This is a genomic window from Clostridioides sp. ZZV15-6597 (assembly GCF_020657815.1).
GTDB lineage: Bacteria > Bacillota > Clostridia > Peptostreptococcales > Peptostreptococcaceae > Clostridioides.
The window spans coordinates 17,010-37,149 of the sequence record NZ_JAGWCT010000009.1 but is presented as its reverse complement, the minus strand read 5'-3'; the positions used below and the strand labels follow the sequence as shown (position 1 = coordinate 37,149).

Sequence of the window (20,140 nt, the reverse complement as noted above, 5' to 3'; positions counted from 1 at the left end):
AGGAACTTAAAATGACAATAGGAAATAGAGTATATTTAAAAAGAGATTTACCAGATAAAGAACTTGTAAAAAGATTTAGTGTATTACCAGCAGCTAATGTAGGAGACTGTATGTATAGGTCAAGTGCATTAAGTTCAGAAATAAAGTTAATGTCTTCACCAAAAAACAGAATGTGTGGAGTTGCATTAACAGTAAAATCAAGACCAGGAGATAATTTAATGCTTCATCAAGCTCTTAATATAGCTCAAGAAGGAGATATAATAATACTATCTAATAATGGAGATAGAACACAAGCTATCATGGGAGAAATCATGTACAAATATCTTGCAGATTTCAAAAAGGTAGCAGGAATTGTAATAGATGGTCCAATAAGAGATATTGATGTTATATCAAAGTCTAGTTGTCCAATATATGCTACAGGAACTACTCCAGGTGGTCCATATAAAGAAGGTCCTGGAGAAGTGAATGTACCTATATCTATAGGAGGAATTGCTGTTAATCCAGGAGATATAATATTAGGAGACCAAGATGGTGTAATCGTAATCCCTAAAAATGATGCAGCAGACCTTATTGATAAAGCAGAAGCAAATGCTCAACAAGACCATGCTAAAGTAGTAAAAGCTTCTGAAGGAACTGCAAATAGAGAATGGGTAAAAGAAACATTAGAAAAAAAAGGTGTACAAATTATAGATGATGTTTACAGAGTTTAGTAATAGATGACTTCTACTCTATGTCTATAAAATATTTATACATATAAATATTAAAATAAAAATGGATGTGTCTCAAAATGAACTTTTTAGTTCATGAGGCACTCTTTTTTGTATGAAATCAATTATATTTTCATCATTTCAACAATGAAAAAGAAGCTTATCTCTATTTTGAGACAGCCCCATTTTTTATTTTATTCAATGAACATTTTATTCAATGAACATTTTATTCAACAAACATTTTATTTAATAAATATTTTATTTATCATATATTTAATTTGAAAGTTGATACTTTTTAAGTTTACGCCAAAGAGTAGTAGTACTGATACCTAGCTGACTTGCAGTAACAGATTTTACTCCATTATTTTTCTCTAATGTTTCAAGAATTAATTTTTTTTCATAATCTACAATTTTATTATCTGCCAAAGTAGGAGAATAATCTATTGTGGATGTTGAATTTATATCCTTTCGAAAATGTGGCTCAGAAGTTAAAATTTCAGAAACTAAGTATTCATCTATAAAATTATCATCACACATAACTACTAGTCTTTCTACTATATTTTTTAATTGTCTTATATTACCAGGAAAGTCATATCTACTTAAAATTTTAAGTGCAGAATCAGATATTGACACTGGTTTGTTATAATGAGATATAATAGCATATGTCAGTTGTTCGATATCTTCTTTTCGCTCTCTAAGAGGAGGTAAATCTAGCTTCAACACACAAAGTCTGTAAAATAAATCTTCTCTAAAATTATTATTATCAATCTGCTCCACTAAGTTTTTATTGGTAGCTGTTATAACTCTTACATTAATAGGTACAACTTTAGTATCACCTATTCTAGTAACTTCCCTCTCCTGCAATACTCGAAGCAGTTTGACTTGGACATCTTTAGAAATTTCTCCAATTTCGTCTAAAAATATAGTCCCATTATGTGCCAATTCAAAGACACCTGCTTTTCCTTCATTTCTAGCACCTGTAAAAGCTCCCTTTACATATCCGAATAGTTCACTTTCAAGTATATTTTCAGGTATAGCTGCACAGTTTATAGCCACAAAAGGTCCATTAAATCTATTGCTATAATTATGTATACTTTGAGCAAATATTTCTTTTCCAGTGCCAGATTCGCCAGTTATTATTATTGTAGAATCAGATTTAGCAAATTTCTTAGCCATATTTACTGAGTGCATTAATGCATCACTTGAACCTAATATATCGTTAAAATTGCTTTTTGCACAATGAGATTTTGAAATTAAACTCTCTCTTATTTCTTTTTCTGTTGATTGAATATTTTCGATATCTTGTATGGTTGCAACACATCCAAAATGCAAACTATCAATTATAATTGGAAAACAATCAAATGTGAGAGAAGACCCTTTAAAATTAATTATATTGTTACATAGAGAATGCCCATTTTTCAGTGAATCCGAAATATCACCAGAAGTTAAATAATCTTTTATAAATTTATCAACTTGGTTAAATAGTAGCCTTTTTGCTTGATTATTTATAAAAAGTGGTGAGTGATTTTTATCAATTGCAATTATACCACTATGGGTACATTCTAGAATTTCTTCTGTAATAGAGTTATTTATTCTCTTTTCAATTCCTATGTTATATAGATGAATTGCTTCATTAATAGATGCATGAATAGAAGACTTTTCAACTTCAGTCTCTATACAGGGCTTATTGTATTTAGAGGTGATTTCTTTTGTTGTTTTTCCACCTATGAAAATTTCAGTGCCATTATCAATTAATTCTTTTATTGTATCTTCAAACTCATAAAGAGAATTTAACTTGGGTATTTCTAAGTCAAAATTGGAGATTTCTTTGAATCGCTTAGCCGTTTTATATGATAATTCTAAACCTATAAATCCTATTTTTGAGGAATATTTAAGTGCTTTTTTGTACGAATAAAATATGTCTTCATATTTATATCCAATATCTACTATAGGAATTGAAACATGCTTACGCAATAAATCAACATTTTGACCACGAGTAATTATTACTTTAGTGCCTAAGTTAATTAGGTTATCTGCTAGTTCTATAGTTTCTTTACCTGTAGCAATGTATGATGGAATTTTTATATGTAGTTCTTCAAGCACTTCATATACAGTATCTGAAAATAACTTAGAAGGAGCAATAACTACTATCTCGTTTTTCATATCATCAAATCTCCTTTTATTAATCTTAATCTATTTTTTATTTTATATATGTATTGTATTAATACCTTGTACTCTCATTTTACCATGATAAAAGGGGATGTCTCAAAATAAAAATTTGAATCATCTCCTTTTTTATACAAAAAACAGAAAAGGAGTTCCTAAGAACCCCTAATCTATATGATAATTGCTATGTAAAAAAACAAAAAACACATTATAATTATTTATAATCTTATTTGTCGTCTTACTTGTAATATTCAAATATCTATCCATAAACATAAAATAATATTATCCACAAACAATAATATACAAACAATAAATAAAAATAAATATATTATATATACATATTATAAACCTCAAAAAATTCTTCAGTCGTAACTGTACCTAACCATTCTTTAGAAGGATATAAAAACTTATACTGATTGTTTTTAATAAGACTATCATCCATAGTATCATAAATACAAGATAGCAATGATGCAGACTTCACAAATGAATTACAAAATTCCTTAGATACAAGAGATTCCAATACCTCCAGCATAGTTTTTTCATCTAATGATTTACTTGCAGCAATATAAGATGGTAATGCTATAGCTCCATCATCAGGGTATGACATAAATAAATCGTTATTATTAGCACGCTTTGCATATATACTAGGAGTTATTGCTAATCTATCCGAACCATTTTTTACATCATTAAATGATTGTATTGGCATATCTAATATAACTGAATTAGATAAAAATCTCTCCACGTACTCTTTTCCATATCTACTCCATATAGCTTTAACAACAGATTTCGCACCAGAGTTATTTATACCACCAATGACAGTTTTTGTATCAGCGTCAATTACGTTTTTTATAGAATCTGTTAAACCCTTGTAATTCTGATTATAAGAAAATACTAATGGTATAACCAAAAATGGAAGTAATCTTTCATCGAAATATATAGATGATGATTTAATCTCACTTTTAATATTGAAATAGCTCGATAACGAGTACAATTTACTTGAAAACTTTGAATAGATATTCTTGTCTTCATACACTTCTAAATCTGTAGAAACTATAATATCAGGAATTAAAGCATCTGGTTTTTTTAAATACTCATTGAGTTTGTAAGGATAACCTATACCAAAATAAGTTACCTCTAAATTAATATCCTTCTCTTTTAAAGACATAATTAAATTATCTAAATAGTTTTTCTCATATTTATGAAGTATACAAATATTGCTCCAATACAGCCTAACATTTTTCATAAAGAGTCTCTCCTTTTCTTAATTTATATTGACATTCTAATTGAAATTCATATATATCTTTAAGTTTCCCTAAGATTTCTTTTTCTTCTTTAGTCTTATTGATTACTTTGAAGATTGAACCATTTTTCATTATTATACGCTTCTCTGCTATAAGTGCTGTATGAGGGTCATGAGTAACTATAAAAATCAGCTTATCACTTTTCAATAAGATGTCTAATGCAACATTTTTATTTATTCCAGCATTCTCTATTTCATCTATCAAAACAATAGGATTATTTGAAATGAGAGCAACATCTGCAATCATCAAGGCACGTGTCTGTCCCCCACTCAATGATGTAAGGTCTTGAGATAGGGAAATAGGTTCTGCTGTTATGGAGTTTGCTACATCTAATACTTCTTTTATTGATACAGAAGTATTGTTTTTACATTCTTTATGTATAACTAAAAATTCCTCAACTGTAGAATCAAGAACAAACCTCATGTTTTGGCTAAGATGAGAAATTAGATTTGTAGCAAATTTATTTCTTTCCTCAATAGCAACTTCCATATTATCAATGACTACTTTTCGATTAGTCAAAGAATCTTTATTGACAAACTGCTCTATATCTTTGATTAACCTGCTTTTACCAGAGCCAGTATTACCTACAATAGAATAAATATGACCTCTATAAAAAGTTAGAGATTCAAAGTTCTCTGTATTCCCAAGTTTGTTTTTTCCAGGATATATGGTTATACTTTTCATTAAAATTCACCTCTAAAATTCATTTTAGAAACTATGCCTTGTTGGAATTCATCACCAATTCTACATTCCCCAATACAATAAGAACATACTCCACTTGGCATTGTATGTCTTAATAAATGTTCGTCATTGTTTGGAATATTAGTACTTTTTATATAGTTTGAAATTAGCTCTACACCAAAACCAACTAATCCATCTATAAAGAATATATTAGAATTAGGATTTATTTTTTTTATATTAAATGATATTATCTCTCTTTCTGCTTGCGATACCATGTCTATTTTACTTAGAACTATGGCATCACTTTCACTTAACATTGGACCTAGTTTTTGAGGGGTCTTAAAGCTAGATGTACAATCACATACACATATGTGGAGTGTTTTATTTGTTGCAGGTGAACACCTATTGCAAAGCCCAGCAGTTTCTATTAGTAAAATATCGCTACTTTTATTTTTAGCCCAAAGTATAAGTTCGTTTATGTTTGAGATAAGAAAATGGTCTGGACATATATCTTTACTAAGTCCAACAATATAAGGTATATTCAATTTTTTATATATTAAATCATCATCAGTAGCTAGACAATCTATCTTACATATTGAAGGGTTAAGCCCATTAGACTTCAGATAAGGAATTAAATGTTTTATTAAAGCAGTCTTCCCTACAGAAGATGAACCAGAAATTAATATAGTTTTCATGGATTATGTAAAATCTCCTTTCATATTTTGTTAAGAGATATGATAGCATTAAAAACTACTAAAAACTGTATCAAATGAGACAATTAATAAATAAACTTGATTGAAAATAATTATCAATATTATTGAATTTTGGTAAATACTATGATATTATTTCAATCAAAGTGAATATTTATCAGAAAAGGTGATGACTTTGAATGAGAAGGAAGTACTAATAAATAGTAAGTTATTTTCTGAAAGATACATTGTAGAAGATAAGATAAAAGCAAAGAGTTATAAAAAGGGTCAATTTATAAGCGATTTTTTTGATAAAGAATATTATGTAGGTGTAGTCAAAACAGGACAAGTATCCATCTATTGTATATCAAGTGATGGAACTGAAGTTAACATGTCTATTCTAAAGGAAGGAGATGTTTTTGGAATTTCTAATATATTTGATGAAGAATCCTTAGATACTGTACTAAAATGCAAAAGTGATGTTTACGTAGTTTTTTATCCCAAAAAATGCTTTATAGATATGATGAAGTTGGATATTGCTGTTGCTTTAGAGTATTCAAGATATTGTAATAGAAAAATACAATTTTTACTTAGAAAAGTAGAGTTTTTAAATATACAATCTAGTAAAAAGAAAGTTATTGAATACTTACTAGAAAAAGCTAGTAAAAATGACACTGTGCTATTAGAGTGTTCTAAGGAGGAGTTAAGTAAAAGAATTAGTGTAAGTCGATCATCTTTATATAGGGAATTGCAGTCATTACAAAATGAAAATTGTTTAGAACTTGGTAAAAAGTGTATAAAAATATTGAATAAAGAAAAGTTAACACAGATTCTATATGAAATATAAACTTAAATAACAGATTCTATATAAAATATAAAATTAAATACTAGGAGGAAGTTTTTATGAAAAAGAAATTATCAATATTATTACTAGCAGCATTAATAATAATTTCATTGGTAGGGTGTACATCAAACCCACCAGAAAAACAAACAAAAGAAGCTAAAGTAGTTGCAAAGGTGACAGCACTAAAGGGTCCTACAGGAATGGGAATGGTCAAAATGATTGGTGATGAAAACGATAAAAAAGAAAAGGATTATGAATTTTCAATAGCAAATTCTGTTGATGAAATTACACCCAAGCTTGTTAACAAAGAGCTAGATATTGCTGCTATTCCCGCAAATCTGTCATCTGTTTTATATAATAATAGCAATGGTGAAATAGAAACACTAGCCATTAATACTTTAGGAGTCTTATACATAATTGAGAATGGAAATTCTATAAACAGTGTCGATGATTTAAAAGGAAAAACGATTTATTCTAGTGGTAAAGGCTCTACTCCTGAATATGCTTTGAATTACATATTGAAAGAAAATGGAATTGACCCGACTGAAGATGTCAACATAGAGTACAAATCAGAACATACAGAATGTTTGGCGGCATTATTAAATGATAAAAATGGAATAGCACTACTTCCCCAACCATTTGTAACAACAGCATTGACTAAGAGTGACAACTTAAGAGTAGCTTTGGATTTGACAAAAGAATGGGATACTTTGAATAAAGATAAAAATACTGAAAGTGCTTTAGTAACAGGAGTTGTTGTTGCACGAAAAGAGTTTATTGATAAATATCCAGAAAAGGTTAAAAGTTTCTTAGAAGAATATAAGAAATCAGTTGATTTTACAAACAATAATATAGAAGAAGCTTCAAAACTTATTGAGGAAAATGAAATAGTACCATCTCAAATAGCAAAGCAAGCAATACCAAAATGTAATATAACATTTATAGAAGGTAATACAATGAAAGATAAATTAAGTGGATACTTACAAGTACTTTATGATGCTAATCCAAAGTCAATAGGAGGAAAGATGCCAGGTGAAGATTTCTACTACACTCAAGAAAATTAGTAAAGCTCATATACTAGCAATAATCTTTTGGCTTATAGTTTGGCAAATAAGTAGTATGATAATTGGTCAGGAGATACTTTTAGTATCTCCTTTTTCCTCTTTAAAAAGGTTATTCGAATTATCTATGAAGTTTGAGTTTTGGCAATCAATACTCTTTTCTTTTATGAAAATAACAACAGGATTTATATTAGCTTTTATCATTGGAATAATATCTGCCATAATAGCATCTAATAAAAAAAATTTTAGGATACTTATTGAACCCTTAATACTGACAATACAATCTATACCAGTAGCTTCTTTCATAATATTATCTTTAATATGGATATCTTCAAAGAACCTGTCTATTTTTATATCTTTCTTGATGGTATTGCCAGTGGTATATAGAAATATTCTAGATGGAATAAATAGTATATCTAGGGAGTTAAATGATATGGCAAAAGTATTTAAAGTCAGTAAGATAAAAAAAATAAGGTACATATATTTATCTGAGGTAGCACCATATCTAAGAGCAGCATGTAGTGTTTCTTTAGGGCTATGTTGGAAATCTGGAATAGCAGCAGAAATAATAGGAATGCCAGCTAATTCTATAGGAGAAAACTTATACAAAGCTAAAGTATACTTAAATACACCAGATTTATTTGCATGGACTATAGTTATTATTATAATAAGTATTTGCTTTCAAAAGGGCTTTTTATCATTGATAGACTATTTATTAAAAAGATTGGAGATAAACTAAATGGATATAGTAATTGAGAATCTAAATAAAAAATATAATGATAAGGTTGTTTTAGACAATTTTAATAATGTATTTAAAGATGATGCTATCTCATTTATAACAGGAACATCTGGTATTGGTAAAACAACTTTGATAAGAATATTAATGGGCTTGGAGAAAGCAGATAGTGGAAAAATTATAGGTATTAGTAATAAAAAGATTAGTGCAGTATTCCAAGATGATAGTTTGTGTGAAAATCTAAGTGTGTTATTGAATATAAAGTTGGTATGTGAAAGTCTGGGTAATTCAGAAATTGAAGATGCTTTAGAACTATTGGACTTAAAGGGTTGCATGAATAAAAGAGTAAGGGAATTAAGTGGTGGTATGAAAAGAAGGGTTGCAATATTAAGAGCTTTATTATATGATTTTGACTTGCTTATAATGGATGAGCCATTTAAGGGTCTTGATATTGAAACTAAGTATAAGGTTATGGATTTTGTAATAAGAAAGATGGAAAATAAGAGTGCTATAATAATTACTCATGATATGGATGATATAAAATACTTTAGAAATCATGAAAAATTAATAATTGACTTTAAAATGCCTTCGATATATTGATTTCATATTGGTTTTAAAATCAACTAAAGTTTTTATATGAATATTATTTCAAACTTACTAATTCTATATACCAAAAAGGCTGTAGGCAAATTTGTTTTTACATAAAAAAGTACCTGCGATTAAAACAAGTACTTTACATATTTTTTCTAATTTGTGATATAATAAAAGCAAGAAGAACTACAATCTATTTGCAGTAGAGTGGAGTTCGTAAATTAGTGTTTCTTTTTGAACTTAATCTTTAGTTCAAAACTAAAGTCACTCCTGCCAGAGTGGCTTTTTACTTTTTTAAACAATTTATCCGTTAAGTAAACTATTAAACTGGCAACTAAACTTGCTAGTACACCTTGTAAAAAATTATCCACACATACTCACCTCCCTTCTATACGTTGGGAGGATAACCTTTTGTATGAACTCCACTCTATAAATTGTAGATTACATCTTCTTGCTAAAACTATTATAACATATAATTCCTACATATTTTACCTATTCTATAGTTATTTTCCTATCTCCTTCGCCCTCTTTTTCTTTCTCTTTCAGCCTCTTTCATTGCTTTATATTCTATCTTATTATTTAATTATTATTGCTATCTAAATTTATCATATCTACTCTTTTTAATTTTTCTACTTAATTAAAACTCTTACACATAAAAAAGAAGCATAAACAAGTTTATTTTATACAAACTCTATCTATACTCCTCACAAATTCACATAAATTCTCTCTATACAGACTTGCTCTTCGCCTTACATATCATCTGAGTCATAGTACCCATAGGACAATAAACACACCATGAACGAGGCTTAAATAGTATCATCGTAATCAATCCAAGAACAGTTGACGTAAGCATAACACTATAAAAACCAAACGCAAACTGTACCACCCAAGGTGAAACTAAAGTCCCATGATATGCCCATTGCCATGGCATTTTTATAGTCCAAAGCAAAGTCACTACCTCTTTAAAATTTCTACTACCCTCAAACACTAGATAAGTTGAAAAAAGCATATTAGCAAACATCACCATAAAAAATGTCAAAAAACCATATCTAAACCACTTACTTCTAATAAATTTAGGAATATCTTTATTTCTTGACAACTTTAATTTATTTCCAAGCAAATTAAACAGCTGTCCTCTTCCACAATATTTATTGCAGTACGCTTTATTTCCTTTAATAATAGAAATAAGTAATGGGATAAAGAAACAAATTAACCCAATCCAAGCGAAAATAATATTTACAAATCCCAATATCAAATATATTGAAGAGAAAATCCATAAATAGTCATACCAATGTTTTTTATTATTCATGACACTTACCTTCTTCCTCTTTTAATATTGTTATAATCTCAATCACAGATGCTGGACATACCTTCTCACAAATACCACATCCAACACATAAGTCTCTATCAATCTTTGCACTAATACCATGTGGTACTGAGATAGCCCCTCTTGGGCAGACTTTTATACAGCTACCACAAGCTACACACTCGTTTTCTAAAATATTTGCATACTTCTTTTTTTTAGCAGACATAATAACCTCCCTATATTATTAATCTATAGGAATTATATCAATATATTTACTTTTTATCTGTGACTTAATCACATAAGATATCAAGATTAAAAATTCCACTCTAATAGTCACACTTACCTTATCCACAACATATCTATTTCCTTCTAACAATGTACCTGACATTAATAACACTCATGTCAAACATTCTCGCTAATTCCATATAATTTTTTCCATTAAATAATTTAATCATAAGCTCATTTCTAGCCTCTTTTAAAGCACCCTCCACTGTCTTAATATAAAAATATGTTCCCCCACTTTGTTGACACAATTTCAGATACTCCAATAAATTATACTTATGTAACTCCTTTGGAATACTCACTTCTATATTGTGTTCTTCAAGCAATTCTATAATTTTTTCCAATTCTAACATCTTTTCACCTCATATTTTATATTATTTTTAGACTTTCAATAAGCTTGTTATGGCTATCTTATTACTCTAATAATTTAGTTCTTGAAAATGTAACCTATCCCCATAGTAACAAAAATGCTTATGCCTAGTCTGTCCATCCCTACACTTCGCAACTATTAAATCAACAATCTTAATTCCCCTGTACTCTGATTCCCTAACTAATTCCTCACTTTCTCCTATATCTTTTACTGCTTCTTCATAATCACTCCCTTTTAATTGATGTATATAAACCACATTGTTGCTATCGTGGTAGATGGCTTTACTATCCCTCATAGGTCTATCTCCATAAGGTCTAAAATCTTTCATTTCATCATTTAATTGACTTAACTGAATTATTGGTATATCAAAATCCAGAGTCATACTTTTTAATTCTCTAGAAAAAGTGGCCACTTCTCTTTCTCTTTTTTCCATACTTTTTTGAGATGTAAGAAGTTGCACATAATCCACAATTAATAAGTCGGGCTTTATTTGCCTTATCCTCTTTCTAATTGCACTGATTGTGTCTATCTTGTCATTTATATAAATTAAGTTATTCTCGCGTAAATCTCCTATTGCATTTACAATTAGTTTCCAATCACTTTCATTTATCTCTTTAGATTTCATATTTCTTGTACTTACCCCTGTTATCTTGCATATATTTCTCATAAACACTTGCTCACTTGTCATTTCTCTACTTATAAATAGAGTCTTTTTCCCTTGCTTGGCCGAATTTAACATTATTTGAAGAGCTAAAGCAGTCTTTCCAACCCCTGATTTAGCTGCTATTGTTGTTAGCTCCCCTTTAAAAAGACCTCCTATAGTCGAATCAAGTAAACTTATCCCAAACTTAAATCCAACATCCTTTTTACTTTCTAAAAAATCAAGGACTTTTTCTGCTATGCTATGTACATCATCATTTTCATAAGTATCTTTGTCCAAGATTTTTCTTATATTATTTTCAAATTTATAGATGCAAGTATCGATATTTTCTCCAAAATTTATACCTTCCAATAGTCTTTGACAATTTTGATTTATGCTTCTTCTTGCTAAGTTTTCTTTTAAAATTTTTATATAACCATCAATACCAAAAGTTTGACCCCAAGTGATTACACTAGTTAAACTGCTCATTTTAATTGCTAAAGACTTCTCATCTATCTTTGATTTTACAGTTGCTACATCAATTATTATCTTTTCTTTTCTAAGTTCTTTCATGATTTTAAATATTTCAAGGCATGTAGAATTCATAAACATATTTTCATTTAAGTCATCTAATTTGTAGTTTAATTTATTGTCTAAAATAATTGTGCCTAAAATAGCCTGCTCTATTTCAACAGCTTTTGATTTAACCATATAAATTAATCTCACTTTCCTCTTAAGTTTTATATTTTAATATTATTAAGTCTTTTATTTTTATATTAAATTGCAATGATATTGTCAGTTAGAAATATACTTTTAATTGTAAAAGATATAAATATATTTCCAGTTAAAAATGCATTATCAGCTATAAAATATATAAATTCATGTTAGTTATAAACGCATTGTCAGCTATAAAATATATAAATTAATTCCACTTATAAATGCATTCTCCGACTAGTTAAAATTCACAGACTGGATTCCAATACCTTACATTTTCATGTTTTTTTCTTTCACGCTTGCTGTCATCATATGTGGTATAGTCAGAATATATACAATTATTATTGTTATGATTGTCGCTCTTTTTACACTGGTAAACATTACTTTGATTTTTTACAGATATGTTTTCATTAACATAGGATTCAAATTTATGGCTAAATAAGGTCTCTGGTCTTATATACATTTCCATTATGGTATCTTTCCACTTAGCTACTTTTACCTCAATAACTTTGTAGAAATCTTCTAAGACATAACCCTCCTTTAGTCTTTCATTGATAAGTTTGATGCTCGTTGGAGAATTGATTTTAAAGTTTTTTCCTGTTTTTTTATTTAGCATATTTATAATGCTTTGCTGTATATTTTTTTTATTAAATTTATTTAAAGATTCTTTTTTATTTGTTACAAACTTAGCTTCTTTTTGTGCATCATGAGTATTATCAAAATCACTCTTTTTACTATATCTACTCATGCTACTAAACACTTTGCTATTGCTTGATTTTATAACATTTTTACTTTGATTATCTTCTATGTCATTTTTAGTTATTTTATCTATGTCATTATATGTTTCATTAAATCTGACATTTGAAGACCTCGATTTTAAATTAGAGTTTTCTATTTTCAATTCTTCTCCAATAAATGGTTTGTTAGTATAATCTTTAATTTTATTAGTTACATTGATAAAATTAACAACAGATTTTTCAGAGTTGATATTTTCATTGTTGATATTTTCATTATTAGAACTAGTATTTTTACCATGATTTTTTATTCCACTATAATCTAAGTCATTGCTTTTTTTATTAGCAGAATTATTCTCACTACTTGAATTATTCTTACTACTTAATATACTACAGTCATCACAGTTACTACATTCTGTATTTTCTTCAATACTACTATCATATTTTGACATTCCACAACCATAAATACAATCTTTATCAATACAATCCTTATTTTCTATATTTCCATAAGCATACTCTAAATTATTGAACTCATAATTCTCTACACTGTCATAGTTAAAATCTATAATTTCATCACTATCAAATAAATTCTCACTAATACTATCAAATAAATCTTCACTAATTTCTGAACTAATATAACTATATATAGAATGCATCTTCCCCTTTGCTCCCTTAGATACAAGCCTTATTACTCCTAAATCTGAAAACTCTCTTACAAGCCTACTTATAGTAGAAATAGAAAGTTGTAAATCTGTAGCAGCTCTTCTTACTGTCATATAAAATTGACCTCTTGGTAAAGTACCTTGCAATCTCTGTATATTTTCTTTTCTCATTATATAATGATTAAATCTTATTTTATTAATATCACTTGTTATATCAAAGCCTAATACTACTGAATTCAATTTATAAAATCCATTATTCATCTCTACTAACCCCTTTTCTACTAATAAGTAATCGCTTCTCAATAATTATTACTTTATATAAGCAACATAAAGTTTAAATTTAAATATATATTTATTTTAATATATTTTAAATATACTTATTAATCCCTTAAAATCCCTATTTATATTCTTAAATATGCAAATGTATTATGTCATATTTATTTATATTTTTTTATTTATATAGCTTATTTATTGTTTTTTCCCCTTTATACAAGCAATTGTACCATTTTGTTTATTTTTTATCCAACAAATATTTTCGACTATTTTTTTGAATTCTCAATATATCTCCATTATTTAACAGAATATTTTATAGAATATACAGTCTATTTAAATTAATAGGCAATAAATTTAGTAAATTTGTCTAAAAAAAACTTTATAAAATGTCTTTTACCTACTCCATACTTAATCTTTACAAAATATTTTGTATAGCATTTTATATATTGTTTTCATTTATTATTCGCTTAATATTGCTCACACACATGTTGTGTTTAATAGCTAGTTCCCCATAATTAACTCCATTAAATTGTCTCACTATCTCCCTATTTCTTGCATATCTAAAAATCCCCTTACATGTAGGTATATAAGTGTTTGTACCTCCATACAATTTAGCAATCTCTATAAACTTATCAATTCCCACTATTTCCACCATTGCATGAAACTGAACTGGTATATCTTCTAATTTTACTTTCATAAACTACACTCTCCTTTAAAATATTTTTAATAGCTTTAATAGCTTTAATAGCTTTAATAGCTTTAATAGCTTTAATAGCTTTAATAGCTTTAATAGCTTTAATAGCTTTAATAAAGATTTTAATGGTTTAAGAGTAAAATGTTAATATTGGACTTTTAACTTTTTTATTTACAGATTAAATTTAATAATTTTTTTAACATAAACCTTAGACTAAAACGAACACTTCTAAAGAACTTTGACTATAATAATATTTTTCTATAAGTAACATAGAGCTATATATTCCATGTTATTTCTATATTCATATTTAAAAATATAATAACTTTGATAAAAGTACCTAATACTATCTCCCTATATTCAAAAACTGATTCTTATCATGTGAATTCATAATTGAAAATTTCATTCATTGTATTTAGTGAATGACTGACTGTCATTGCAAAACTTTATTAACAAATCATAATCCTTTCAAATCTAACAACAAAAAAAGCAGTAAACCTTAATCGATTTACTGCTTTGGTAATTTAAAATTAAAAAATACAAGTTAAATCACTTTAAATTTACAACTTAATAGCACACTCCATTGCAAGCTCAAAGGTATGTACTTTTTGTGAAATCGGACGTATAGTTAATCCTCGTTGTTCCCATACATCTGAGTTTAGATTATCACAAGCATAAACAAACTGTGAAAATATAACATTTCTAAATTGTGCTGCGGCAGCTACAGCAGCACATTCCATATCAACTGCAATACATCCCTGTTTCTTCCGTGTAAGCATTTTATTACGTGTTTCACGATATGGAGCATCAGTAGTCCATATTTTACCTTTTATGTATGATAATCCTTTACCTTTAAATACAGATTCAATCACTTTAACTCCATGTGGGTTAAGTATAATTTCATCAGAGGCTGGTTGATAATGATAACTTGTGCCCTCATCACGGATAGCTGATGTTGGAATGATTAAAAATGCATCATCAATAGAATGGTCTAACACACCACATTCTCCACAGATAAATATCTTCTTTGCTCCTAACGCGACTAATTCTTCAAAGTTGGTTACACATGCTGGTGCACCTACCATAACCTGACAAATCCCAATTCTTACATTCTTGAAAAACACTTCATAAATTGGTATATCTCCAGCAACACTAATTAAACGACCTATTTTTTTGCCATTATACTTTTCAACAATTGTTTGTATCATAGATTTTGAAAATTCACATACGATAGTTTCAGGAAAATGACAGTCAGGTTTTTCTATTACATAATCTGGCCTCAAAATCCCCCAAAAATCAGAGTCAAACTGTTCCAACAGAATTTCACTCATAATATAATCTCCTCTCAAAATTTAGTATAGCGTGTTCCTGTTAAATATATGGAGTATATTATATCACAATGAACTAGCTAAAACAATTAAAGATGTATATTTACAATCTAGCTACTGGACACAGATACTGGATACATCTAGATAGTTCATTCTAAAAGAACATATTGGATATTTTATCCCCCATATAAAATATTCTAAACAAAATCAATAAAAAACTATTGCACATATCACATATAACATATCACATATAACATATCACATATAACATATAACATATAACATATAACATATAAACATTAAATCATTCATTCAATCATTAAAACAATATATACTTATAAAGTTTTTTATAAAATTTTAACAAAAAATCTTAAGAAATTACTGTTTAACTCCGATATTATCTTATATGATACTATAGATTTAACAAAGAAAGTCGACAAATCTTTGAAATTAAATTTTTAGGAGGTAGTTTTATGGCAGTTGTTTCAACAAAAAATTTATCTAGTATAAAACTAAAATTGGATGCTGGTTTTGATGATAAGGGTAAGGCAGTTATTAAAAGTAAATCTTTCGCAAATGTAAAGGCAGAGGCATCAAACGATGATGTTTATGCTGTTGCAGAGGCAATCGCAAGTCTTCAAGAAAATCCTATTGTAGATATTTTAAAACTAGATAGCACATCACTATCTAAATAGTAACTTTCAAATATAGTCTACACTAAAGATTATAGTCTAAATTAAAATTTATCAACTATTTATATATCATCTTCAATATATAATACACTTGATATTATATAGATTTAACAAATTATACACTTAATATATTGATACTTTAAGCAATTAAAAAAATAAATTATTATCGTGGAGGTAACTGTATGGAGATTAAGAAAAAATTAGTCATGAGTTTCAAGAATATAAAGGATAAACAAGTTTCTTTTTCTATAGAAAATCCAAAGGAGGACTTAACTGAAGAAAATATAAAATCTGTTATGGATTTGATAGTATCTAAAAATGTTTTTTCAGTTGGAGGTTTTGACCTTGCTTCTGCTGTTGAAGCTAAAATTGTAGAAACTAATACTACTCCTTATGACTTAGTTATAATATAGGAGGTAATTTTATGGATGATAGTTTACAATTGTTAATAACTAATGTTGGTTTTCCTATAGCTCTATCCATGTATTTATTGGTTAGAATTGAAGGGAAATTGAACACACTATCCAACAGCATTGATGCACTATCTAAAAATATTTTGACATTTGAGAAGTAATTTGACAATATATGCAAGTCATAAGATAGGTCTATTTGTAAAATAATTAGAGATATTCTATGAAAAGTACTACGATATTTGGATAATATTCCCAAATGGTCGTAGTATTTTTTCGAATTTTACCACTTTAAATTTGAATTTCACTATTTTAAATTTGAATTTAACTGTACTTAATTTGAAATTTAGCACTCATCTAGTTGGACTCAATAAAATATAATGCTATTCTAATGACAGTAATAAAATGAGGTGATAATTAATGAAAATACATGTCGAACAATCCACTAATTTTGATGATATTGAAATAATTATAAAATGCTCTGCCATTGACAATAATATTGAAAAAATAATTTCATTACTAAATACACCATTACTAGATATAAATGGTAAAAAAGCAGGAGAAATTTATAAGCTTAATATTTGCGATGTTTTATACTTTGAGACGGTTGGCAATAAAACATTTGCTTACTATAAAGATGATGTATTTGAAATTGACCTAAAAATATATGAATTATCAAACCTACTACATAATACATCTTTTTTAAGAATATCTAAATCCATGATTTTAAATATGGATTACCTAGAAAGTATAAAAGTAATATCACACAATCGTATGCAGGCTACTTTATCAAATAATGAAAAAGTTATTATAAATCGCCGTTACATAAAAAATATTAGAGATAAGCTAAATATTTAATAAAAATTACAAAAATCAAAAATATTTTATTAATATCACTAATTATCTACTTATTAATTCACTTTATAGTCAAAATAAAATAATCTATCTGGTATTAAATCTAAACTAATTATACATAGTATAAATAGTTTAAAAATAATTAGTTAATACAAACGCTAATATAAGTACGCATCAACGAAAACTAGTAAACTATAATTACTAATAGACTATCGATAAACGCCAATAAACTATTAATAATTACTAACGGACTATCAATAAACACCAATAAACTATTAATAATTACTAACGGACTATTGATAAACACTAATAAGCTATCAACAATTACTAATACTAAATAATACTTTCAGCCCTAAAAAATAAATATAAATTAAACCACTATTAACAAAACGAAAGGATAGTGAACATAAGATGCAATTATATAACCCCCATTTTAATTCAGATAAAAATTTAATTTTTTTCTTTACAATCACGCTATTATGGACTTGGGTATTCAGCTTTACACCTGTATTACTAGGAGTTACAAATACCATGCTTGGAAAACTTCTTTTTTACTCTGCATATACAGCCCCTTCCATCATAGGGCTACTTTTTGTTTTCACAATATATCCAAATAGTGCAAGAAAAGATTTTCTTTACAGGAGCTTTAGCTTCAAAGAACTAGGAATAAAATGGCCATTACTAACAATACTCTTTTTTGCTTTAATTGTCATTTGTTCTTTACTAATAGGAAAGTATTTTCATCTAGAAATTAATGATGTAGATTGGATGCACATAGCTATTTATACACCTTATAAAATACCAATTATGCTATTTATAAGCTTTATACTAAGTGTACTTAGCCAAGAATTTGGATGGAGGGGGTATTCTCTTGATAAATTATTAGTCAGGTTTGGATTTACAGGTGCTTCAATTATTTTAGGAACTATTTGTGGAGTTTGGTATCTGGGATGGTATCTTACACCTGGTCAAATTCCATATAATCTATTGCAATATTCTTTATTTGATGCACTTTTATTTATACCATCTACTATACTTTTAAGCTTTGTTATTACATTTGTATATATTAATACACATAGAAGTATTTTAACAGGCGGATTTGTACATATGATGTGTAACTTCTTTACCATTCAACTATGTTCTTACTATCATATTGAAGTATATGTAATAACTCAATATGTAAAAATAATATTTTGCCTCATATTAATTATTTACATAATTTCTTCTACTAAATTTAAACAGAAAATCAACTCTGAAATTGAGCAGATAAAATCAGACGAATTTGAATTCGAGTTAGACTGGGGATTATAGATTAAACTGGTAATTAAATGCATTTTCCTAAACACTTGAAGTATACAAAAACAATATATATACTGATTATAAGTGAGAAGGAGGACATATTTTCATGTTTAAAATTGGAGAATTTTCAAAACTAACACAAGTCTCTATTCGAATGTTACGTTATTATGATGAACTTGGCATTCTAAAACCAGCAAAGATAGATAAATACACAGGTTATCGCCTATACTCTGCTGACCAAATTTCAACTTTACAAAGAATTATTTTACTAAGAGATTCAAAATTTACTGTTTCAGAGATATCAAATATTATTCATAACTGGAATGACGAACTTGTGATTAAAGAATTGAATCGAAAAAAAATTGAAATACAAGATGAAGTCAAAAAAGAGCAACAAAGAATAAATAATATTGATAAATTGATTGAGGCTATAGATGACAATAAAGATGAGATTCATTACAATGTTATCTTTAAGGAAATTCCCAGTTATAAGATTATCTCGCTTAGAGAAATAATTCCAGACTATCACTATGAAGGTATACTGTGGGAAAAATTATATGAATTTATTAAAGAAGAACATATAGAAATATCCCATCAAGCAAACAACAATATGGCACTTTATCATGATGAAGAACTTAAAGATTGTGGTGTAGATATAGAGGTTGGAATGGTTGTAAAAAAATTAAGCAAAAACAAATCTGGATTTATATATCGTGAGACAGAAGCAGTTGATATGATGGCATGTAGTATGGTATATGGTCCATATGAAAATATAGCTGGTGGGTATGAGTCATTTGCTTACTGGCTGGATACAAATAGTGATTATAAAATGTCTGGTATAAATAGGCAAATTGGTCATAAGGGAGTTCACAACGAGGAAAATCCTGAAAACTATCTTACAGAAATTCAGATACCAGTCATAAAAGTTAAATAGATTTGTAATAAAAAAACACAAATAAAAGTAGCTAACAGATTGATTCTGTTAGCTATTTTTATCTAACAATTATTATCTCTATCATATAAACTTCTTATCACTATCATGTTATTTAAGAAGGTCTCTCTAAGCTCACAAGCTACCTTCCCAAATGTAAAAAAGCTATACACATCC

The 20,140-nt window shown here is 27.8% G+C and carries 23 protein-coding genes; 11 read left to right on the top strand and 12 right to left on the bottom strand.

The features are described from left to right. Positions 1-11: 11 nt before the first annotated feature. On the top strand, positions 12-710 hold the full coding sequence (locus tag KGF52_RS03750) for an RraA family protein (RefSeq protein WP_227839183.1): 699 nt from the start codon (positions 12-14) through the stop codon (positions 708-710). 270 nt (positions 711-980) lie between these two features. Here KGF52_RS03750 and KGF52_RS03745 read toward each other — a convergent pair whose 3' ends face one another. From KGF52_RS03745 to KGF52_RS03730, 4 genes are all read right to left on the bottom strand, one after another. Continuing rightward, the gene (locus KGF52_RS03745; RefSeq protein ID WP_227839182.1) at positions 981-2,870 is read right to left on the bottom strand and encodes a sigma 54-interacting transcriptional regulator; all 1,890 of its coding nucleotides are present in this window, start codon (positions 2,868-2,870) and stop codon (positions 981-983) included. Between the two features lie 331 nt (positions 2,871-3,201). Further along, a complete protein-coding gene (locus tag KGF52_RS03740; RefSeq protein WP_227839181.1) occupies positions 3,202-4,116 on the bottom strand; it encodes a hypothetical protein in 915 nt (304 codons plus the stop codon). Next, complete coding sequence (locus KGF52_RS03735) at positions 4,103-4,858, bottom strand: ATP-binding cassette domain-containing protein (protein WP_227839180.1); 756 nt, start codon at positions 4,856-4,858, stop codon at positions 4,103-4,105. Before KGF52_RS03735 ends, KGF52_RS03740 begins: the two co-directional genes overlap by 14 nt. Next, positions 4,858-5,550: a GTP-binding protein gene (locus KGF52_RS03730; protein ID WP_227828755.1), complete on the bottom strand. Its 693-nt coding sequence runs from the start codon at positions 5,548-5,550 to the stop codon at positions 4,858-4,860. The genes KGF52_RS03735 and KGF52_RS03730 overlap by 1 nt, the downstream gene beginning before the upstream one ends. A 190-nt stretch (positions 5,551-5,740) precedes the next feature. On the opposite strand from KGF52_RS03730, the gene KGF52_RS03725 reads away from it, so the two are divergent. Genes KGF52_RS03725 through KGF52_RS03710 form a run of 4 tightly spaced genes read left to right on the top strand, consistent with a single transcriptional unit; the run spans position 5,741 to position 8,785 of the window. Beyond that, positions 5,741-6,391: a Crp/Fnr family transcriptional regulator gene (locus tag KGF52_RS03725; protein WP_227839179.1), complete on the top strand. Its 651-nt coding sequence runs from the start codon at positions 5,741-5,743 to the stop codon at positions 6,389-6,391. Positions 6,392-6,447: 56 nt separating this feature from the next. Beyond that, entirely contained in the window at positions 6,448-7,452 is a 1,005-nt protein-coding gene (locus KGF52_RS03720) for an ABC transporter substrate-binding protein (protein WP_227839178.1), read from the top strand. After that, a complete protein-coding gene (locus tag KGF52_RS03715) occupies positions 7,421-8,188 on the top strand; it encodes an ABC transporter permease (RefSeq protein ID WP_227828758.1) in 768 nt (255 codons plus the stop codon). Before KGF52_RS03720 ends, KGF52_RS03715 begins: the two co-directional genes overlap by 32 nt. Further along, positions 8,189-8,785, top strand: coding sequence for an ATP-binding cassette domain-containing protein (locus KGF52_RS03710; protein ID WP_227839177.1), 597 nt, complete (start codon positions 8,189-8,191; stop codon positions 8,783-8,785). Between the two features lie 212 nt (positions 8,786-8,997). Here KGF52_RS03710 and KGF52_RS03705 read toward each other — a convergent pair whose 3' ends face one another. The 8 genes from KGF52_RS03705 to KGF52_RS03670 form a co-directional block, all read right to left on the bottom strand. Continuing rightward, entirely contained in the window at positions 8,998-9,147 is a 150-nt protein-coding gene (locus KGF52_RS03705) for a type I toxin-antitoxin system toxin (RefSeq protein WP_227433538.1), read from the bottom strand. Positions 9,148-9,503: 356 nt separating this feature from the next. Further along, a complete protein-coding gene (locus tag KGF52_RS03700; RefSeq protein ID WP_227828760.1) occupies positions 9,504-10,085 on the bottom strand; it encodes a 4Fe-4S binding protein in 582 nt (193 codons plus the stop codon). Next, complete coding sequence (locus KGF52_RS03695; protein WP_227839176.1) at positions 10,078-10,308, bottom strand: 4Fe-4S dicluster-binding protein; 231 nt, start codon at positions 10,306-10,308, stop codon at positions 10,078-10,080. The genes KGF52_RS03700 and KGF52_RS03695 overlap by 8 nt, the downstream gene beginning before the upstream one ends. 133 nt (positions 10,309-10,441) lie before the next feature. Next, a complete protein-coding gene (locus KGF52_RS03690; RefSeq protein WP_227839175.1) occupies positions 10,442-10,717 on the bottom strand; it encodes a Mor transcription activator family protein in 276 nt (91 codons plus the stop codon). Positions 10,718-10,783: 66 nt separating this feature from the next. Then, positions 10,784-12,085 carry a replicative DNA helicase gene (locus tag KGF52_RS03685; RefSeq protein WP_227828763.1) on the bottom strand — a complete coding sequence of 434 codons (1,302 nt, stop codon included), beginning with the start codon at positions 12,083-12,085 and terminating at the stop codon, positions 10,784-10,786. Positions 12,086-12,329: 244 nt separating this feature from the next. Further along, complete coding sequence (locus KGF52_RS03680) at positions 12,330-13,745, bottom strand: conserved phage C-terminal domain-containing protein (RefSeq protein ID WP_227839174.1); 1,416 nt, start codon at positions 13,743-13,745, stop codon at positions 12,330-12,332. Positions 13,746-14,196: 451 nt separating this feature from the next. After that, entirely contained in the window at positions 14,197-14,454 is a 258-nt protein-coding gene (locus tag KGF52_RS03675) for a Mor transcription activator family protein (RefSeq protein WP_227839173.1), read from the bottom strand. A 554-nt stretch (positions 14,455-15,008) separates the two neighbouring features. Beyond that, complete coding sequence (locus KGF52_RS03670; protein ID WP_227839172.1) at positions 15,009-15,779, bottom strand: nucleoside phosphorylase; 771 nt, start codon at positions 15,777-15,779, stop codon at positions 15,009-15,011. Between the two features lie 470 nt (positions 15,780-16,249). On the opposite strand from KGF52_RS03670, the gene KGF52_RS03665 reads away from it, so the two are divergent. The 6 genes from KGF52_RS03665 to KGF52_RS03640 all read left to right on the top strand — a co-directional run bounded on the left by KGF52_RS03665 (position 16,250) and on the right by KGF52_RS03640 (position 19,966). Then, the gene (locus KGF52_RS03665) at positions 16,250-16,471 is read left to right on the top strand and encodes a DUF1659 domain-containing protein (protein ID WP_227828767.1); all 222 of its coding nucleotides are present in this window, start codon (positions 16,250-16,252) and stop codon (positions 16,469-16,471) included. Between the two features lie 179 nt (positions 16,472-16,650). Continuing rightward, positions 16,651-16,881, top strand: a complete 231-nt coding sequence (locus KGF52_RS03660; RefSeq protein ID WP_227839171.1) for a DUF2922 domain-containing protein — start codon at positions 16,651-16,653, stop codon at positions 16,879-16,881. Positions 16,882-16,892: 11 nt separating this feature from the next. Further along, positions 16,893-17,042: a YvrJ family protein gene (locus KGF52_RS03655; protein ID WP_227828769.1), complete on the top strand. Its 150-nt coding sequence runs from the start codon at positions 16,893-16,895 to the stop codon at positions 17,040-17,042. 256 nt (positions 17,043-17,298) lie between these two features. Further along, positions 17,299-17,736 carry a LytTR family DNA-binding domain-containing protein gene (locus tag KGF52_RS03650; RefSeq protein WP_227828770.1) on the top strand — a complete coding sequence of 146 codons (438 nt, stop codon included), beginning with the start codon at positions 17,299-17,301 and terminating at the stop codon, positions 17,734-17,736. A 528-nt stretch (positions 17,737-18,264) separates the two neighbouring features. Beyond that, the gene (locus KGF52_RS03645; protein ID WP_227839170.1) at positions 18,265-19,044 is read left to right on the top strand and encodes a CPBP family intramembrane glutamic endopeptidase; all 780 of its coding nucleotides are present in this window, start codon (positions 18,265-18,267) and stop codon (positions 19,042-19,044) included. A 94-nt stretch (positions 19,045-19,138) separates the two neighbouring features. Next, the gene (locus KGF52_RS03640; protein ID WP_227839169.1) at positions 19,139-19,966 is read left to right on the top strand and encodes a MerR family transcriptional regulator; all 828 of its coding nucleotides are present in this window, start codon (positions 19,139-19,141) and stop codon (positions 19,964-19,966) included. Positions 19,967-20,140 lie beyond the last annotated feature (174 nt).

What these genes read in the sequence shown, in the direction of transcription:
- KGF52_RS03750 (WP_227839183.1), top strand. Translation starts at nt 12, where the DNA reads ATGACAATAGGAAATAGAGTATATTTAAAAAGAGATTTACCAGATAAA.
- KGF52_RS03745 (WP_227839182.1), bottom strand. Translation starts at nt 2,870, where the DNA reads ATGAAAAACGAGATAGTAGTTATTGCTCCTTCTAAGTTATTTTCAGAT.
- KGF52_RS03740 (WP_227839181.1), bottom strand. Translation starts at nt 4,116, where the DNA reads ATGAAAAATGTTAGGCTGTATTGGAGCAATATTTGTATACTTCATAAA.
- KGF52_RS03735 (WP_227839180.1), bottom strand. Translation starts at nt 4,858, where the DNA reads ATGAAAAGTATAACCATATATCCTGGAAAAAACAAACTTGGGAATACA.
- KGF52_RS03730 (WP_227828755.1), bottom strand. Translation starts at nt 5,550, where the DNA reads ATGAAAACTATATTAATTTCTGGTTCATCTTCTGTAGGGAAGACTGCT.
- KGF52_RS03720 (WP_227839178.1), top strand. Translation starts at nt 6,448, where the DNA reads ATGAAAAAGAAATTATCAATATTATTACTAGCAGCATTAATAATAATT.
- KGF52_RS03710 (WP_227839177.1), top strand. Translation starts at nt 8,189, where the DNA reads ATGGATATAGTAATTGAGAATCTAAATAAAAAATATAATGATAAGGTT.
- KGF52_RS03700 (WP_227828760.1), bottom strand. Translation starts at nt 10,085, where the DNA reads ATGAATAATAAAAAACATTGGTATGACTATTTATGGATTTTCTCTTCA.
- KGF52_RS03695 (WP_227839176.1), bottom strand. Translation starts at nt 10,308, where the DNA reads ATGTCTGCTAAAAAAAAGAAGTATGCAAATATTTTAGAAAACGAGTGT.
- KGF52_RS03690 (WP_227839175.1), bottom strand. Translation starts at nt 10,717, where the DNA reads ATGTTAGAATTGGAAAAAATTATAGAATTGCTTGAAGAACACAATATA.
- KGF52_RS03685 (WP_227828763.1), bottom strand. Translation starts at nt 12,085, where the DNA reads ATGGTTAAATCAAAAGCTGTTGAAATAGAGCAGGCTATTTTAGGCACA.
- KGF52_RS03680 (WP_227839174.1), bottom strand. Translation starts at nt 13,745, where the DNA reads ATGAATAATGGATTTTATAAATTGAATTCAGTAGTATTAGGCTTTGAT.
- KGF52_RS03675 (WP_227839173.1), bottom strand. Translation starts at nt 14,454, where the DNA reads ATGAAAGTAAAATTAGAAGATATACCAGTTCAGTTTCATGCAATGGTG.
- KGF52_RS03670 (WP_227839172.1), bottom strand. Translation starts at nt 15,779, where the DNA reads ATGAGTGAAATTCTGTTGGAACAGTTTGACTCTGATTTTTGGGGGATT.
- KGF52_RS03665 (WP_227828767.1), top strand. Translation starts at nt 16,250, where the DNA reads ATGGCAGTTGTTTCAACAAAAAATTTATCTAGTATAAAACTAAAATTG.
- KGF52_RS03660 (WP_227839171.1), top strand. Translation starts at nt 16,651, where the DNA reads ATGGAGATTAAGAAAAAATTAGTCATGAGTTTCAAGAATATAAAGGAT.
- KGF52_RS03655 (WP_227828769.1), top strand. Translation starts at nt 16,893, where the DNA reads ATGGATGATAGTTTACAATTGTTAATAACTAATGTTGGTTTTCCTATA.
- KGF52_RS03650 (WP_227828770.1), top strand. Translation starts at nt 17,299, where the DNA reads ATGAAAATACATGTCGAACAATCCACTAATTTTGATGATATTGAAATA.
- KGF52_RS03645 (WP_227839170.1), top strand. Translation starts at nt 18,265, where the DNA reads ATGCTTGGAAAACTTCTTTTTTACTCTGCATATACAGCCCCTTCCATC.
- KGF52_RS03640 (WP_227839169.1), top strand. Translation starts at nt 19,139, where the DNA reads ATGTTTAAAATTGGAGAATTTTCAAAACTAACACAAGTCTCTATTCGA.